General features: G+C 67.7%; 12 protein-coding genes and 1 pseudogene. 8 read left to right on the forward strand and 5 right to left on the reverse strand.

What is annotated here, in order from left to right:
- Positions 1 to 39 precede the first annotated feature (39 nt).
- The 3 genes and pseudogenes from ACIGHN_RS22945 to dnaA form a co-directional block, all read right to left on the reverse strand.
- Positions 40 to 1,509 (reverse strand): annotated as a pseudogene (locus ACIGHN_RS22945) (ATP-binding protein); the annotation flags it as partial.
- Between the two features lie 181 nt (positions 1,510 to 1,690).
- Entirely contained in the window at positions 1,691 to 2,809 is a 1,119-nt protein-coding gene (gene dnaN, locus ACIGHN_RS22950; RefSeq protein ID WP_056171502.1) for a DNA polymerase III subunit beta, read from the reverse strand.
- A 166-nt stretch (positions 2,810 to 2,975) separates the two neighbouring features.
- On the reverse strand, positions 2,976 to 4,400 hold the full coding sequence (dnaA, locus tag ACIGHN_RS22955; protein ID WP_056171500.1) for a chromosomal replication initiator protein DnaA: 1,425 nt from the start codon (positions 4,398 to 4,400) through the stop codon (positions 2,976 to 2,978).
- 488 nt (positions 4,401 to 4,888) lie between these two features.
- Here dnaA and rpmH point away from each other — a divergent pair, with 488 nt between their 5' ends.
- From rpmH to ACIGHN_RS22990, 7 genes are all read left to right on the forward strand, one after another.
- Positions 4,889 to 5,023, forward strand: a complete 135-nt coding sequence (gene rpmH, locus ACIGHN_RS22960) for a 50S ribosomal protein L34 (RefSeq protein WP_005798102.1) — start codon at positions 4,889 to 4,891, stop codon at positions 5,021 to 5,023.
- A 73-nt stretch (positions 5,024 to 5,096) separates the two neighbouring features.
- The gene (locus ACIGHN_RS22965) at positions 5,097 to 5,675 is read left to right on the forward strand and encodes a ribonuclease P protein component (protein WP_396506306.1); all 579 of its coding nucleotides are present in this window, start codon (positions 5,097 to 5,099) and stop codon (positions 5,673 to 5,675) included.
- Complete coding sequence (gene yidD / locus ACIGHN_RS22970) at positions 5,672 to 5,974, forward strand: membrane protein insertion efficiency factor YidD (protein WP_056171749.1); 303 nt, start codon at positions 5,672 to 5,674, stop codon at positions 5,972 to 5,974. The genes ACIGHN_RS22965 and yidD overlap by 4 nt, the downstream gene beginning before the upstream one ends.
- Entirely contained in the window at positions 5,971 to 7,686 is a 1,716-nt protein-coding gene (gene yidC / locus ACIGHN_RS22975) for a membrane protein insertase YidC (protein WP_056171498.1), read from the forward strand. The genes yidD and yidC overlap by 4 nt, the downstream gene beginning before the upstream one ends.
- Before the next feature lie 90 nt (positions 7,687 to 7,776).
- Positions 7,777 to 9,267: a tRNA uridine-5-carboxymethylaminomethyl(34) synthesis GTPase MnmE gene (gene mnmE / locus ACIGHN_RS22980; RefSeq protein WP_396506307.1), complete on the forward strand. Its 1,491-nt coding sequence runs from the start codon at positions 7,777 to 7,779 to the stop codon at positions 9,265 to 9,267.
- Between the two features lie 188 nt (positions 9,268 to 9,455).
- A complete protein-coding gene (locus ACIGHN_RS22985; RefSeq protein WP_056171495.1) occupies positions 9,456 to 9,947 on the forward strand; it encodes a Crp/Fnr family transcriptional regulator in 492 nt (163 codons plus the stop codon).
- A gap of 110 nt (positions 9,948 to 10,057) precedes the next feature.
- The gene (locus tag ACIGHN_RS22990) at positions 10,058 to 11,101 is read left to right on the forward strand and encodes a hypothetical protein (RefSeq protein ID WP_396506309.1); all 1,044 of its coding nucleotides are present in this window, start codon (positions 10,058 to 10,060) and stop codon (positions 11,099 to 11,101) included.
- Between the two features lie 157 nt (positions 11,102 to 11,258).
- Here the strand turns inward: ACIGHN_RS22990 and ACIGHN_RS22995 are convergent, their stop codons facing one another.
- A complete protein-coding gene (locus ACIGHN_RS22995) occupies positions 11,259 to 11,813 on the reverse strand; it encodes an adenine phosphoribosyltransferase (protein ID WP_056410858.1) in 555 nt (184 codons plus the stop codon).
- Between the two features lie 209 nt (positions 11,814 to 12,022).
- On the opposite strand from ACIGHN_RS22995, the gene ACIGHN_RS23000 reads away from it, so the two are divergent.
- Positions 12,023 to 15,076, forward strand: coding sequence for an EAL domain-containing protein (locus ACIGHN_RS23000; RefSeq protein WP_056410862.1), 3,054 nt, complete (start codon positions 12,023 to 12,025; stop codon positions 15,074 to 15,076).
- A gap of 218 nt (positions 15,077 to 15,294) precedes the next feature.
- Here ACIGHN_RS23000 and ACIGHN_RS23005 read toward each other — a convergent pair whose 3' ends face one another.
- The gene (locus ACIGHN_RS23005; protein WP_056410865.1) at positions 15,295 to 17,280 is read right to left on the reverse strand and encodes a monovalent cation:proton antiporter-2 (CPA2) family protein; all 1,986 of its coding nucleotides are present in this window, start codon (positions 17,278 to 17,280) and stop codon (positions 15,295 to 15,297) included.
- Between the last annotated feature and the right edge of the window lie 99 nt (positions 17,281 to 17,379).

The raw sequence follows: 17,379 nt of genomic DNA on the forward strand, positions 1-17,379 counted from the left end.
GGGCAGGAAGGCCTGGAACTTGCGGTCGCGGCCTTGCTAGGCAGAGCCGCCGGCGGAGTCACCCTCGACGATGTAGATCTCGCACAGGGCGGGGTCTTTTTCCTGGCAGTCGGCCAGTTTGCCGGGCAGGCCCATGCCGTCGAGCACGCCCTTGCGGCGGGTCATTTCGCGGGCCTTGCGGGCGGCTTCGCGGGCGCGGGCGGCCTCGACGATCTTGCCGCAGATGATCTTGGCGTCGTTGGGCTTTTCCTGCAGGTAGTCGGTCAGCAGCTTGCCCACGATGTCTTCCACGGGGGCGCGCACTTCGCTCGATACCAGCTTGTCCTTGGTCTGGCTGCTGAACTTGGGCTCGGGCACCTTCACGCTCAGCACGCAGCACAGCCCTTCGCGCATGTCGTCGCCGGTCACTTCGACCTTGGCCTTCTTGGCGAATTCGTTTTCTTCGATGTACTTGTTGATGACGCGGGTCATCGCGGCGCGCAGGCCGGTCAGGTGGGTGCCGCCGTCACGCTGGGGGATGTTGTTGGTAAAGCAGAGCACTTGCTCGCTGTACGCGCTGTTCCACTGCATGGCCACTTCGACGCCGATGTGCGTGCCGGGGATGCCGCCATACGTCTCGGCGGGGCGCTCGCCTGCCGCGTAGAACGAGGTGGGGTGCAGCACCGTCTTGCCCTTGTTGATGAACTCGACAAAGCCGCGCACGCCACCGGCGCCCGAGAAGTCGTCTTCCTTGCCGCTGCGTTCGTCCTTCAAGCGAATGCGCACGCCGTTGTTCAAAAACGAGAGTTCGCGCAAGCGCTTGGCCAGGATCTCGTAGTGGAAGTCGTTGTTCTCTTTGAAGATCTCGGTGTCGGGCAAGAAGTGCACTTCGGTGCCGCGCTTGTCGGTGTCGTCCAGCACCTGCATGGGCGAGACTTCGACGCCGTTCACGGTCTCGACGATGCGGTTCTGCACAAAGCCCTTGCTGAACTCCAGCACATGGACCTTGCCTTCGCGGCGCACGGTCAGGCGCAGCATCTTGCTGAGCGCGTTCACGCAGCTCACGCCCACGCCGTGCAGGCCGCCGGAGACCTTGTAGCTGTTCTGGTTGAACTTGCCGCCCGCGTGCAGCTCGGTCAGCGCGATCTCGGCGGCCGAGCGCTTGGGCTCGTGCTTGTCGTCCATCTTCACGCCGGTGGGTATGCCGCGGCCGTTGTCGGTGACGCTGATGGAGTTGTCGCTGTGGATCGTCACCACGATGTCATCGCAGTGGCCGGCCAGGGCTTCGTCGATGGAGTTGTCGACCACCTCGAACACCAGGTGGTGCAGGCCGGTGCCGTCGGACGTGTCGCCGATGTACATGCCGGGGCGCTTGCGCACGGCCTCCAGGCCTTCCAGGATGGTGATGGCGCCTTCGCCGTAGCTTTCGCTGGCCCCTGCCTGGTTGGTGTCGATCTTGGCGAGGGTGGGCTCAACATGGCCGGAGACGCCGGTGTCTTCGGGCTCGGAAGGGATGTTGTCTGCGGTCATGGTGGGCCTTGGGATCCGTGGAGGCCGGGGTCGGCGTCCAATGTGTTCAATAGGGGTCTAATAGCACTCTACCGCTTGTCCATCCTGCGGTAGCAGCTATCATTACAGTAGCAAAAGCGAAGCAGCCCCGTTCAGGCCATGCACATGCGGACGCACAGGCATGCCGGGCCGGGGCCGGTGGCTAGATGCGCATCGGCATCACCACGTACTTGAAGCTTTCGTTGTCGGGGATGGTCATCAGCGCGGAGCTGTTGCCGTCCGAGAGCTCCACCTTCACCATGTCTTGGCCCATGTTGGCCAGGGCGTCGATCAGGTAGGTCACGTTGAAGCCGATCTCGATGGTGTCGCCACCGTAGTCGATGTCGAGCTCGTCCACGGCCTCTTCCTGCTCGGCGTTGTTGGACGCCACGCGCAGGGTGCCGGGCTCCAGGTTCAGGCGCACGCCCTTGAACTTGTCGCTGGTCATGATGGCGGTGCGCTGCAGGCTGGCCAGCAGCGGCGCGCGGCCCAGGGTGATGCTGTTCTTGTGGTTCTTGGGGATCACGCGGTTGTAGTCGGGGAACTTGCCCTCGACCAGCTTGGTGACGAACTCCATGCCGCCGAAGGTGAACTTCGCCTGGTTGTTGGCGAACTGCATCTCGATGTGGGGCTGGTTCTCGCCGCCGGCGTCCGACAGCAGGCGCTGCAGCTCGATCACGGTCTTGCGCGGCAGGATGACTTCCTGCTTGGGCACTTCGACATCCAGCGTAGCGCTGGCAAAGGCCAGGCGGTGGCCGTCGGTGGCCACCAGGGACAGTTGCTTGCCCTCGGCCACGAAGAGGATGCCGTTGAGGTAGTAGCGGATGTCCTGCACGGCCATCGCGAACGACACCTGGGACAGCAGGTCCTTCAGCACCTTCTGCGGCACGCTGAACGCGGGGCCGAACGCGGCGGATTCCTGCACCAGCGGGAAGTCTTCGGCCGGCAGGCTTTGCAGCGTGAAGCGGCTCTTGCCGCCCTTGAGGATGAGTTTGGACTGCTGCGACTCCAGGCTCACCGTCTGGTCGCTGGGCATGGTGCGCAGGATGTCGATCAGCTTGCGCGCGCCCACGGTGGTGGTGAAGTCGCCGGTGTCGCCGCCCAGCTCGGCCGTGGTGCGGATCTGGATTTCGAGGTCGCTGGTCGTCAGCTGCAGGGCATTGCCCGTCTTGCGGATCAGCACATTGGCCAGGATGGGCAGGGTGTGCCGGCGCTCGACGATGCCAGCCACGGACTGGAGTACCGCGAGAACCTTGTCTTGTGTTGCCTTCAGGACGATCATGTCATCAACCTCTTGTGGATTTTCTAAAACGGTGCGTCGGCAGCGGCACGGGTGGTGCCCCCCTGCTGCCCAATCCGTCATTTTGCCTTGTAAGAACGTGTTTGCTGCCTCGGCATGGCAACGAACAAGTTCTTACAAAAGCGGGCCTGGCTGGACACACGGGAGTTCAGCCTTTCAGCGTCTGCTCCAGCACGTGCAGCTGCTGGTTCAACTCGGTCAACTGCTGGCGCTCGCCGGAGATCTTGCGCACGGCATGCAGCACGGTGGTGTGGTCCCGCCCGCCGAACAATTCTCCGATCTCCGGAAGGCTCTTTTGCGTCAGCTCCTTGGCCAGGTACATCGCGATCTGGCGCGGGCGGGCAATGCTGGCCGGGCGCTTCTTGCTGTACATGTCCGCGACCTTGATCTTGTAGTAGTCGGCCACCGTCTTCTGGATGTTTTCCACACTGATCTGCCGGTTCTGGATGGACAGCAGGTCGCGCAGCGCCTCGCGGGCCAGCTGGATGGAGATTTCCTTCTGGTTGAAGCGCGAGTACGCGAGGATCTTGCGCAGCGCGCCTTCGAGTTCGCGCACGTTGGAGCGCACGTTCTTGGCGACGAAGAAGGCGACTTCCTCGGGCATTTCGGTGCCTTCGACGCGGGCCTTGTTGATCAGGATGGCCACGCGCATTTCGAGTTCGGGCGGCTCGATGGCCACCGTCAGGCCCGAATCGAAGCGCGAGACCAGCCGCTCGTGGATGTTGGCCAGGCCCTTGGGGTAGGTGTCCGACGTCATCACGATGTGCGACTTCTTGGCCAGCAGGGCCTCGAACGCGTTGAAGAATTCTTCCTGCGTGCGGTCCTTGTTGGCGAAGAACTGCACGTCGTCGATGAGCAGCAGGTCGAGCGAGTGGTAGCGCTCCTTGAACTCGTCGAAGGTGCGGCGCTGGTAGGCCTTAACCACATCCGACACGAACTGCTCGGCATGGATGTAGAGAACTTTGGCGTCGGGCTTGTCCTGCAGCAGGCGGTTACCCACAGCGTGCACCAGGTGGGTCTTGCCCAGGCCGACACCGCCGTAGATGAACAGCGGGTTGTACAGATGGCCCGGCATGCCGGCCACGTGCATCGCCGCGGAGCGTGCCATGCGGTTGGCCGTGCCCTCCACCAGGGTCTCGAAGGTGAGGGCCGCGTTCAGGCGGTTGCGGAAGGCACCGGCCGAGGCGTCGTCGCTGCTGGCGGCGGGCGATTCGGCGGGCTGCGGGGTGTTGGTCGGCTCGGCTGCGGCGGGGCGAACGTAAGTGCGGGCCACGGATTCCCGCTGAGCGAGCGCTAACTCTAGCGTGACGGGCTGGCCGTACAGGCCTTCGAGCAGCGACGCGATGCGGCCCGCGTACTGCGCGCGGATCCAATCGAGCTTGAAGCGGTTGGCCACCAGCAGGGTGACCTTGGAGAAGTCTTCGGCCACCTGGGCGGTCAGCGGCTTGATCCAGGTGTTGAACTGCTGCTCGGGCAGGTCTTGCGCCAGTTGCTCTACGCAGGCTTGCCACAGGCCCTGGCCGGCGTCGGAGCCGGACGATGGAAGGGTGCTGCGGGAGGGTTCCTCGGTCATTTCGGGGGAATTCTTGTTGTGGATAGGAGGAACGGGGCTGGGCGGGGGATTGTACCTTGTCAAGGAGTTATCCACAATTTGCGGCCTGCCCGCAGCCGGGTGATTCCCGGGGTTGAGTTTTGGTCGTGGCTGTGCTCGCTGGAGGGCTGTCGGGACCCGCTCGTCGGTGAACATATCTGTGCTTTGGCCGCGCGTTTTAGTGGGGCTCAAGGGGTACGACAACGCGCCGGCCAGCCCGGCCAGGCCTGTCTTTCAACGGCCCCGGCCAGTGCGAACAAGGCCCGTCCAGCCGAAAGGCATTGCCAGCGGCCACCAAGCCTGCGATAATTTTGGGTTTCCCTGAATGTGTTCAGGGTGATTTGACCCGGCGCGCCGTTATTTCTGCCCCGTGGGTCTGCCGCCGAAGCGCTGTTTTATATGGTGTGGCTGTGCAGATTGCAGGGGGTTCAAGAGCAGCAGTCCGGAACTGAACCTCAAGGAATAGCACCATGAAACGTACTTACCAGCCCTCCAAGACGCGCCGCGCGCGCACCCACGGTTTCCTCGTCCGCATGAAGACCCGCGGCGGCCGTGCCGTCATCAACGCACGCCGCGCCAAGGGCCGCAAGCGTCTGGCCGTCTAAGGCAGACCCGGTCTACGGCCTGCACGCCGCCTGCTCCCGGTTTGTACCGTCAGGTTCCAAACGGGGCGCTTGCATGCAACGGCTGAAAACCCGTCCGCAGTTCCAGGCCGCCATGGCGGGGGGCACCGTCTCCCGCACTGCGCATTTTGCGTTGCACCGCCTGGTGCTGGGGGCTGAAAGCAGCCTCGCCGCTGCCGACTCCGCCAGTGCGGCACCCACAGGGCCCGGTTCCTTGCCTTCAACGCAGGGGCCGCAGGCCCTGTTTGCCGTGCAGGGCGTTTGGCTGGGTGCCATGGTGCCCAAGCGCTGGGCGCGTCGCGCCGTGACGCGCAACACCATCAAGCGGCAGATCTACACCGTGGGCGACACCTTCGAGTCGCGGCTGGAACAGGTCGCGCCGCAGTCCGCCCATGTGGTGCGCCTGCGCTCGGGGTTCGACCGCAAGCAGTTCGTGAGCGCCACGTCCGACCAGCTCAAGGCCGCGGTGCGCGCCGAGCTGCTGCAGCTGTTTGGCTATGCCACGCGGCGTGCGGGCGGCAGTGCGCCGGCGGCCAGCGCTGCCGTCACGGCTGCGGGCGCGACGACTGTGACTGTGACTGCTGCCGCCATGGCCCCGCCCCAGCCCCCGGCCGAGGTGCCTGCGCCATGCTGATGCAGCGCCTGCTCATCGGCGTGGTCAAGGGCTACCGGCTGTTCCTCAGCCCCTGGCTGGGTTCGGCCTGCCGCTTCGAGCCGACCTGCTCGGTGTATTCGCTCAAGGCGCTGGAGTTGCACGGCGCCGGCGTGGGCAGCTACCTCACGGTGCGCAGGCTGGTACGCTGCCACCCCTGGTGTGACGGAGGCCACGATCCGGTGCCTCCGGGCCCGCACGATCTGCCGCGCAGTCTGCGGCTGTTTTCGCGGCTCTCCGATTCCAACACCCAACCATCCTCACCAAAGAAGTCTTCATGAACGACATTCGCCGCACCATCCTGTGGGTGATTTTTGGCTTTTCCATGGTTCTGCTGTGGGACAAGTGGCAACTGCACAACGGCAACAAGGCCACGTTTTTCCCCAGCGCCACCGAAGCCGCGGCACCTGCTCCCGTGGGCACGGCCTCCGGTGCGGCGGGTGCGGCCAGCGTGCCGTCTTCGTCCAGCACCCCGGTCGCGGCCACTGCGGGCGCGGCGGCAGTGCCCGGCCAGCAGGCACCCGCTGCGGTGCCCGCTGCCCCGGCCGCGCGTGAGCGTGTGCAGGTGACCACCGACGTGTACCGCCTGACGTTCGACAGCGAAGGCGGCTCGCTCACCCATGCCGAGCTGCTCAAGCACGCCGACATGGCGGACAAGGCCCGCAACTTCCTGCTGCTGGACGAGAGCGCACAGCGCGTCTACGTGGCGCAGACGGGCCTGATCGGCGGCAACTTCCCCACGCACAAGACCCCGATGACGGTGGTGCCCGGCCCGCGCGAGCTCAAGGACGGCCAGGACGAACTCAGCATCCGCTTCGAATCGCCCGACCTGGGCGGCCTGAAGCTGGCCAAGACCTGGACGATCAAGCGCGGTGTCTACGACATCGCCGTCAAGCACGAGGTGGTCAACACCGGCACCGCAGCCGTGTCGCCGCAGCTGTACTTCCAGCTGGTGCGCGACGGCAACAAGCCGCCGGGCGAGTCGTCGTTCTACTCCACCTTCACCGGCCCAGCGGTCTACACCGAAGCCAAGAAGTACCAGAAGATCGAGTTCAAGGACATCGAGAACGGCAAGGTCGACATCCCCAAGGATTCGCCCAACGGCTACGTGGCCATGGTGCAGCATTACTTCGCCACGGCCTGGCTGCTGGCCGACGGCACGCAGCGCGAGCTGTTCACCCGCAAGGTCGACACCAACCTGTACTCCGTGGGCATGCTCACGTCGCTGGGCGCCATCGAGCCCGGCGCGACCAAGACCGTGGACGCGCGCCTGTTCGCCGGCCCGCAGGTCGAGACCATGATGGAAAAGCTGTACCCCGGCCTGGAGCTGGTCAAGGACTACGGCTGGCTGACCATCTTGTCCAAGCCGCTGTACTGGCTGCTGGACCAGCTGCACAAGCTGTTGAACAACTGGGGCTGGTCCATCGTGGCGCTGGTGCTGCTGCTCAAGATCGCGTTCTACTGGCTCAACGCCAAGGCCTACGCCAGCATGGCCAAGATGAAGGCCATCAACCCCAAGATCATGGAGATGCGCGAGCGCCTGAAGGACAAGCCGCAGCAGATGCAGCAGGAGATGATGCGCATCTACCGCGAGGAAAAGGTCAACCCGATGGGCGGCTGCTTCCCCATCATGATCCAGATCCCCGTGTTCATCGCCCTGTACTGGGTGCTGCTGTCCAGCGTGGAAATGCGCAACGCGCCCTGGATCGGCTGGATCCACGACCTGTCGGCCCCGGACCCGTTCTTCATCCTGCCGCTGCTGATGACGCTGTCGTCGCTGCTGCAAACGGCGCTGAACCCCGCGCCACCCGACCCGATGCAGGCCAAGATGATGTGGTTCATGCCGCTGATCTTCAGCGTGATGTTCTTCTTCTTCCCGGCCGGCCTGGTGCTGTACTGGCTGACCAACAACATCTTGTCGATTGCGCAGCAGTGGCTTATCAACACCCGCATGGGCGTGCCGCCGCAATTTAACTTGCCTAGCTTCAAGTGACCTTGAGTCGCTGAGAAAGCACGAACCCCGAAGGCCGCGCAAGCGGCCTTTTTCATTCCACCCGCACCCCACCCTTGTAAAGTCACCCCCATGCTTGCCCGCCACCAGGACCCCATCGTCGCCATCGCCACCGCTCCGGGCCGGGGTGCCGTCGGCATCGTGCGGGTGTCCGGCCGGGCCATCGGTGGGCTGGTGCAGGCGCTGTGCGGCCGGGCGCTCAAGCCCCGCGAGGCCACCTACCTGCCCTTTCGGGATGCGCAGGGCCAGGCCATCGACCAGGGGCTGGCGCTGTACTTCCCCGGCCCGCACAGCTACACCGGCGAGGACGTGCTGGAGCTGCAGGCCCACGGCGGCCCCGTGGTGCTGCAGCTGCTGCTGGCCCGCTGCCTGCAGGCGGGCAGCGCGCCCGACGCCGCCACCGGCCAGGCCTGCCTGCCCGGGCTGCGCGTGGCGCAGCCCGGCGAGTTCACCGAACGCGCCTTCCTGAACGACAAGATCGACCTGGCCCAGGCCGAGGCCATCGCCGACCTGATCGACGCGAGCACCGAGGCGGCGGCCCGCAGCGCCAGCCGGTCGCTGACGGGCGCGTTCTCGGCCGAGATCCACGGCCTGCGCGACGCGCTCATCCACCTGCGCATGCTGGTGGAGGCCACGCTCGACTTTCCGGAAGAAGAAATCGACTTCCTGCGCAAGGCCGACGCGCACGGGCAGCTATCGAATCTGCAGCAAACGCTGGCCTCGGTGATGCAGCGCGCACGCCAGGGCGCGCTGCTGCGCGAGGGCATCAAGGTGGTCATCGCCGGCCAGCCCAATGCGGGCAAGAGCTCGCTGCTCAACGCTCTGGCGGGGGCCGAGCTGGCCATCGTCACGCCTATTGCCGGCACCACGCGTGACAAGGTGCAGCAGACCATCCAGATCGAGGGCGTGCCCCTGCACATCATCGACACCGCCGGCCTGCGCGACAGCGAGGACGAGGTGGAGCGCATCGGCATTGCCCGCGCATGGGACGAGATCGCCGGGGCCGATGCCGTGCTGTTCCTGCACGACCTGGAGCGTGCCGATGCTATTGAATACATAGCTGCTGACGCTGACATAGCAAGCGCTATCGCCCAAAGGCTGCCCGCTTCCATCCCGGTCATCGACGTCTGGAACAAGCTGGACCGTGCACCGGCCGCACCGGCCGCACCCGCTGCAGCGCTGCCCGCGGACACCACGGCAGCTGCGTCCACTGCCGCTGCGGTGCCAGCCCCCGCCAATGCCGGCGCGCGGCCCAGCGTTCGCCTGTCCGCCCGCACCGGCGAGGGGCTGGACAGCCTGCGGCGCGTTCTGCTGGACGTGGCCGGGTGGCAGTCAGCGCCCGAGGGCATCTACATCGCCCGCGCCCGGCATGTCGAGGCGCTGCAGGCAGTCGGCGCCCACCTGCAGGAGGCCGCCGACCAGCTCGGCGCCCAGGGCCCGGCGCTCGACCTGCTGGCCGAAGAGTTGCGGCTGGCGCAGAACGCACTGAGCGCGATCACCGGGGAATTCACCTCCGACGACCTGCTGGGCGTGATCTTCTCGAGCTTCTGCATCGGCAAGTGAACGGTCGACCGGCCGCTTTTGGGTCTAGCCGGTCACTGCCTGCGCAGGGTCGAAAATCAGGCCGCCCCCCTTGGCCCCGCCCCGGTTTGCCCCGTAGAACAGCCCCAGCCCGCCGCCTGTCGCTAATGTTGTAAACGGACGTAAACAGCGCTTGTGTCCAACCTGTAACAAGGGTAGCTTCGCGCCCCATGAACGTTTCCTCTCCATTGGCGCCCAAGGTTGACCTGCAGGGCCTGATCGACGCCATCGCGCAGGCCAGCGCCGATGACAGCATGACCAACCCCTTGACCCCCGCGCAGTGGGAAATCCTGTCGTCGTACCTGCTGCCCGTGGTCATGCCCGCCGGGCAGGTGCTGTTCTCGCAAGGCGCGACGGACCGCACGCTGTACCTGGTGGAAAGCGGCAGCCTCAGCGTGCACTACCAGGACGAAAAAGAGCGGTTGCGCCTGGCCATCGTCGGCGCGGGCTCCGTGGTGGGCGAAGGCGCTTTCTTCTCGCACCGCTCGCGCAGCGCCACCGTGCAGGCCAGCGCGCCGTGCAAGCTGTGGAGCCTGCCGGCCCTGCGGTTCACGGAATTGACCAATCGCCAGCCCGCCATTGCGCTCGGCCTGGTGATGGCGGCCGGGGCCGTGCTGGCCAAGCGGCTGGGTAACCGCCGCCGCCGCGTTGCGGCCACCTGACAGGCGGGCGGTTCAGGCGGGCCTGCGGGCTTTTGCGGGGCGATATCGGGTGTACACCGCGTTACACTCAATTTTCGATTTCCCCGGGCGCCATCTGTAGAAAGCAAGTCATGTCCCTGTTCAGCTGGTTCAGCCGCAAACCTGCCCCTCCCAAGCCCCGCCCGGCCGCCGAGCCCTCGGGCTTGCTGAATGCCGACGCCACCGTGCCCCTGTCCCCGGGCCGCCTGGGCAAACCGCTGCTCGAACCCGTGCCCCCGGAGCATGCCGCCAACCGCAAGAACGAGCGCATGGAGCGCCGCGAGCTGCTGTACACCGTGGTGCGCGATGCGATGGTGCGTGCCGGCGTGCTGTCGGCCAGCTACAAGTTCAAGGTGCTGTCGCTGGACCAGCGCGGCCGCCAGTTCCTGGTGATGATGGACCTGGCCCGCGAATACGGCGGCGAAACCGTGCGCCTGTCCGAGATCGAAGCCCTGATCGCCCAGACCGCCAAGACCCGCTACGACATCCTGGTGACCGCCGTGTACTGGCGCATCAACGACCACGTGGCGGTGGGCATTCCGCAAAAGGGCGTGGCGCCGCTGGGCGCCTCGCTGCAGGCGGCTCCGGCGCCCGCCGTGCGCCGCCCGGCGCCCGTGCTGGCAACGCCCGCCCCCGCCCCCGCCCCTGCGCCCGCTGCCATGCCGGCACGTGCGGCCGCTGCGCCCGTGCCTGCGGCGCCAGCCCCGGCGCCTGCGGTGCGCCCGGCTGTTGCAGCGCCCGCGCCAGCGGCATCCGCCCCTGCGGCGGCCGTCCCGCCGGTGCGGCCGGCCGCGCCCACACTCGCGGCCCAGGCCACGGCGCCCGCGCCGCTGCTGCCGGCCGCTCCCACCCTGGCCCCGGCCCCGGCCCCCGCGCCAGCCACGCGCCCGTCGCCGCGCTACGAGCCCATCGAGGCCGACGAGGTGGCCGCCTTCAAGCGGGCGCTGGCCAATGCCGCAGGTGCCAGTGCCGCGGCGCCCGCAGCCGCCGCTGCCGCCCGGCCGGGTGTGCCGGTGCGCTCCGGCCCGCTGCTGCCGCCGTCGTCGCACTCCACAGGTTTCGAAGACACCGAGATGCCTGGCTCGGACGGTCCGTCCCCCGACCTCAGCAGCACCCAGTATGGCGAGCTGAACTGATTGCATGGACCGGATCGGTGGCGGCGGGCGTGGGTGCCCGCCCCGCCGCTGATGGATGCAAGCCCTCCGCATGGAGGGCTTTCCTTTTGGCGCGCCCGAAGCGACGGGTGGGGCTGGTGTCCCGCCCTGCTGCCGCTGCCTGCGCCGTGGCGTGGCCTCAGTGCCCGGCGAAGTCGACCAGGGTGTACAGCGGCAGGCCGCCGTCGCGCAGGCGCTGCGAGCCGCCCAGCTCGGGCAGGTCCACGATGGCGGCGCCTTCGGTGACGGTGGCGCCCAGCTTTTCCAGGAGCTTCTTGCCGGCCATCATCGTGCCGCCGGTGGCAATCAGGTCGTCGATCAGCAGCACGCGGTCGCCCGCCTTCACGGCGTCGGTGTGCAGCTCCACCGTGGCGCTGCCGTACTCCAGCTCGTAGGTTTCTTCCACCGTGGTGAAGGGCAGCTTGCCCTTTTTGCGGATGGGCACGAAGCCCACGTTCAGCTCGTACGCCACCACGGCGCCCAGGATGAAGCCGCGCGCATCCAGCCCGGCCACCACGTCGGGACGCAGCGCCTTGTCCATGTAGCGGTGCACGAACGCATCGATGAGCACGCGGAACACCTTCGGGTCCTGCAGCAGCGGCGTGATGTCGCGAAACTGCACGCCCGCCGCGGGCCAGTCGGGCACGGTGCGGATGTGCTGGCGAAGAAAGTCGTTGACGCTGAGTGGCTGCATGAGCGGGCGGTGTGGGCTTGTGGGAGAGAGGGGCGGTGCGGCGCCACGGGGCTGCGCGCCGGGCGCGCGGGAGGGCACGAGTGTAAACACCGGACAACGGTGGGCCAGACAGGTGCCGCGCGGGGCTGTCAACCGCCATAATGTTTCTGTGTTGTTACATACTCCCGCCCGCACCTGCCGCCGCGCACCCCTGCACTGAAGATCGGCACATGCCCATCACCGTCCTGCTGATCGAAAACGACCCCGCCCATGCCCAGGCGGTGGCGGATGCCTTGGCGGACCCGTGGTCGGGCTGGCGCGTGGACGTGGTGGGCTCGCAGGCCCAGGCGGGCGCGTACCTGCAGCACCAGCGGCCCGACATCGTGCTGGCCGCCCAGCGCACGGTGGGTGGCTCGGCCTTCGACCTGCTGCAGTTGCTCGGCGGCGTGCCCGCCATGATCCTCGTGCGCGCCGGCGCCGAAACCCATGCGGCGCAGGCCATGCGCTACGGGTTCGAGGACTTCGCGGTGCAGGACCCTGCGCTTGATTACCTGCTGGAACTGCCCGCGCAGATCGACACCGTGCTCGAGCGCCACTCCAGCGCGCGGGCGCGCCAGGTGGCCGAGGCCATGCTGGCCCGCCAGCACCGCCTGCTGCAGGCCATCTCGCGCGCGCAGGCCATGTTCATCGCCAGCTCCGGGCCGCGGGCCGCGTTCGAGGCGCTGCTGCAGGAGCTGATGTCGCTCACGCACAGCGCCTTCGGCCTGGTGGGCCAGGTGGTGCGTGCGGAGGACGGCCACCCGCTGCTGCGCGTGCATGCGATGACGGACATCAGCTGGGACGAGGCCTCCCGGGCCCGCTACGCCCAGCACGCCGACGAAGGCATGGTGTTCGACAACCTGCAGTCCCTGCTGGGCGCGGCGCTGGTGTCGGGCGAGCCCGTGCTCACCAACGATGCGCGCCAGGACCCGCGCAGCGCGGGCACGCCCCCGGGCCATCCGCCCCTGACCACCTACCTGGGCCTGCCCATCCATGCCGCGGGCGAGCTGGTGGCGCTGGTGGGCCTGGCGAACCGCAGCGAGGGCTACACCGCCGCCGACGTGGAGTTCCTGCAGCCCCTGCTCAACACCATCGGCCAGTTGGAGATGGCCCGCCGCGCCGAACTCGCGCGCCGCGAGGTCGAGGCCGAGCTCGAGCGCACCAGCGGCCTGCTCGCGGACAAGACGCGTGCGCTGGAGGCCACGCTGGCCAGCGTGTCGCAGGGCATCACCAACGTGGACGCCGAGGGGCGCATCCGCGTCTACAACCGCCGCTACCTGGAGCTGCTGGACCTGCCCGAAGCGCTGCTGGCCACGCAGCCGCGCTTCGAGGAAGTGGTGCGCTTTCAGACCGAGCGCGGCGACTTCGGGCCGGGCTTTCAGTACATCGAGCCCATGGCGCGCAGCTATGTGTCGTCGCAGGCCGACACACCCGACGGCAACGTGCAGATGCCGGCCGCTTACGTGCGGCGCACGCACACCGGCCGCTACATCGAGGTGCGCACGCGCAGCCTGGAGCAAGGCGGGCGGGTGCGCACCTTCACCGACGTCACCGACTACCTGAGCACGCTGGAGGCCCTGCGCCTGAGCGAGGCGCGCTGGCGCAGCCTCACGCAGCTGTCGTCGGACTGGTACTGGGAGCAGGACGCGCAGTTCCGCTTCGTGCGGCTGGATGGCAACCCCTACCGCGAGGCGGGTGTGCCCGACGAGATGCACTACGGCCGCACCCGCTGGGAGCTGCCCGACACCTTCGTGACCGACGGGCAGTGGCGCGAGCACCGCGAGAAGCTCGAAGCCCGCCAGGTGTTCCACGACTTCGAGATGCAGCGCATGACCGAGGACGGCAAGCCGGTGTGGGTGTCGATCAGCGGCGAGCCCATCTTCGACGCCGAGGGCCAGTTCACCGGCTACCGGGGTGTGGCGCGCGACATCACCGAGCGCAAGCTGGCCGAGGCCGAGATCCAGCGCCTGGCCTTCTACGACGAACTCACCGCCCTGCCCAACCGGCGCCTGCTGATGGACCGCCTCGAGCGCGCCGTCACGGCCTGCGCGCGCGAGGGCTGCCACGGCGCGCTGCTGTTCCTGGACCTCGACAACTTCAAGGGCGTGAACGACACCATGGGCCACGAGTGGGGCGACCGGCTGCTGGTGCAGGTGGGCCACCGCGTCAGTGCCTGCGTGCGTGCCACCGACACCGTGGCCCGGCTGGGCGGCGACGAATTCGTGGTGGTGATCCAGGGCCTGCACGCCCACGCGGACGAAGCCGCCGCCGAAGCCGAGGCCGTGGCGCAGAAGGTGCTGGCCTCGCTCAACCAGCCCTACCTGGTGCAGGGCAGCGAGGTGCACAGCACGCCCAGCATCGGCATCGCGCTGTTCCGCGACGTGGAGCTGCCGGTGCAGGAACTGCTCAAGCGCGCCGACCTGGCCATGTACCAGGCCAAGGCACAGGGCCGCAACACGATGTGCTTCTTCGACCCCGCCATGCAGGCCGCGGCGTCGGCGCGATCGGCGCTGGAGGGCGACATCCGACAGGGCATCCTGCGCAGCGAGTTCGTGCTGCACTACCAGCCGGTGGTGAACGAGTCCGGCCAGGTGCTGGGCGCCGAGGCCCTGGTGCGCTGGAACCATCCGCAGCGCGGCATGGTGCCGCCGGGCGAGTTCATCTCGCTGGCCGAGCAGACCGGCCTGATCCTGCCCCTGGGGCGCCAGGTGCTGGGCATGGCCTGTGCGCAGCTGGCCCGGTGGTCCCACACGCCGCACAAGGCCCACTGGAGCGTGGCCGTCAACGTGAGCGCGCACGAGTTCCGCCAGGCCGACTTCGTGCAGGAGGTGCTGGCCGTGCTGGAGAGCTCGGGCGCCGACCCGCGCCGGCTCAAGCTGGAGCTGACCGAGAGCCTGCTGCTGCAGGACGTGGAAGACAGCATCCGCAAGATGCAGGCCCTGCGCACGCTGGGCGTGGGGTTCTCGCTGGACGACTTCGGCACCGGCTACTCGTCGCTGTCCTACCTCAAGCGCCTGCCGCTCGACCAGCTCAAGATCGACCAGAGCTTCGTGCGCGATGTGCTCACCGACCCCAACGACGCCACCATCGCCTGCACCATCATCACGCTGGCCCACAGCCTGGGCCTGGACGTGGTGGCCGAAGGCGTGGAAACCGAAGGCCAGCACGCCTTCCTGCTGCGCAACGGCTGCCAGCGCTTCCAGGGCTACTTCTTTGGTCGGCCCGGACCTGCAGAATTGTTGTGAATGCTATACAAAAGATAGCTGTTGGCGCTTGATACACAATCGCCAGAGGCTGTTTTTGCCATCAATTCGCCACAGCGGGCAAAACGGGCACGCCCCCGGCCAGCGACCGCCGCGCAAGGGCCGCCCCGCCGCGCTGGCGGTGTCCCCCTTCCCGAATGGCGCAGCCGTTAGAGAGAAGGGGGAAGGCGCGAAGCGCCTCAGGGGGATGCACGTCTTGCTTATCCCTTGAGCAGCTTTTCCTCGGCCAGCGACAGCGCCGCCGGGTGGCCCGAGAGCACCAGCGTGTCGCCCACCGCCAGCAGCGCGTCGTCCACCGCCGAGCTCATGTGGCCGCTGCTGCGCCGCAGGTTCACCACCCGCACGCCCATGGCCGACAGCGCCAGCTGCCCCAGGCTCTGGCCCAGCGCGGTGGAGCCCGGCGGCAGGTTGATGGTGGACAGGCGCTCCTGGTCGCGCTCGTTGGCGGTGTCGTCGTCGGCGCCGTGGAAGTAGCCGCGCAGCAGGTTGTAGCGCGCGTCGCGCTGGTCCTGCACCAGGCGCAGCACGCGGCGCATGGGCACGCCCACCAGCGCCAGCGCATGGCTGGCGAGCATCAGCGAGCCCTCGATGGCCTCGGGCACCACCTCGGTGGCGCCGGCGGCCTGCAGCTTGTCCAGGTGGGCGTCGTCCTGCGTGCGCACCACCACCGGCACCTGCGGCGCGTGGGACCGGGCATTGGCCAGCACCTTCAGGGCGGCGGGTACGTCGATGTAGGTGATGGCGACGGCGCTGGCGCGCACCAGGCCCGCGGCCATCAGCGCCTGCAGCCGGGTGGCGTCGCCATACACCACCGAGTCGCCGGCCGCGGCGGCCTGGCGCACGCGGTCCGGGTCCAGGTCGAGCGCCATGTACGGGATGCCTTCGTGCTCCAGCATGCGCGCCAGGTTCTGGCCGCAGCGGCCGTAGCCGCAGATGATCACGTGCTTGCTGGTGTTGATGGACTTGCGCGCGATGCTCGTCATCTGCAGCGACTGCTGCAGCCAGTCGCTGGCCACCAGCTTCATCACGATGCGGTTGCTGTACATGATGAGGAACGGCGTGGCCAGCATCGACAGCACCATGGCCGCGAGGATGGGGTTCATCAGCGCCGGCTGCACCAGGCCGTTGGCCTGCGTGAGCGACAGCAGCACGAAGCCGAACTCGCCCGCCTGCGCCAGGTACAGCCCCGTGCGCAGCGAGATGCCGGTGGTGGCCCCCATGCCGCGCGCCAGCACCAGGATGATCACCAGCTTGAGCACCAGTGGCACGGCCAGCAGTCCCAGCACCATGGCCCAGCGGTCGACCAGGATGTGCCAGTCCAGCATCATGCCGATGGTGATGAAAAAGAGGCCCAGCAGCACGTCGTGGAAGGGCCGGATGTCCGTGCCCACCTGGTGCTTGTACTCCGTCTCGGACACCAGCACCCCCGCGATGAAAGCCCCCAGGGCCAGGCTCAGCCCCGCTACCTCCGTCAGCCAGGCCAGTCCCAGCGTGATCAGCAGCAGGTTGAGCATGAACAGTTCGTCGCTCTTGCGCCGCGCCACCAGCGTGAGCCACCAGCGCATCACCCGCTGCCCGCCGGTGAGCAGCAGGCCCACCAGCACCGTGGCCTTGATCAGCGCCCAGCCCAGCGCGGGAAGCAACTGCTCGGGCGACGAACTCAGTGCCGGGATCAGCACCAGCAGCGGCACCACGGCCAGGTCCTGGAACAGCAGGATGCCCATCACGCGGCGGCCGTGCTCGCTCTCCAGCTCCGCGCGCTCGGCCATCAGCTTGACCACGATGGCCGTGCTGCTCATGGCGATCACGCCCGACAGCGCCAGCGCCGTCTGCCAGCCCATGTCCCACACGCCGCCCACGAAGCGCGACAGCAGCAGTGCTGCGCCGGCCACGATGGCCATGGTCAGCACCACCTGCATCAGCCCCAGGCCAAACACCTGCCGGCGCATGGCCCGCAGCTTGGGCAGGCTGAACTCCAGGCCGATGGCGAACATCAGGAACACCACGCCGAACTCGCCCAGGTGGCGCACGCCTTCGGAGTTCTGCGCCAGCGCCAATGCGTGCGGCCCGATCAGCACGCCCGCCGCCAGATAGCCCAGCATGGGCGGCAGCTTGAGGCTGCGGCAGGTCACCACCCCGAGGACGGCGGCCAGCAAATACAGCAGGGTGAGGGCGAGCGAAGACATGGTTTCGATGCTATCCGAGGCGTGGGGCGTGGTTACAGTTTTTTCGGCCCTGCATGCATGCGCCGTGCCACCGAAGGACAAAATGCTGTCGCCGCGGGC

It is taken from the genome of Acidovorax sp. NPDC077693, assembly GCF_044542805.1.
GTDB lineage: Bacteria > Pseudomonadota > Gammaproteobacteria > Burkholderiales > Burkholderiaceae_C > Acidovorax.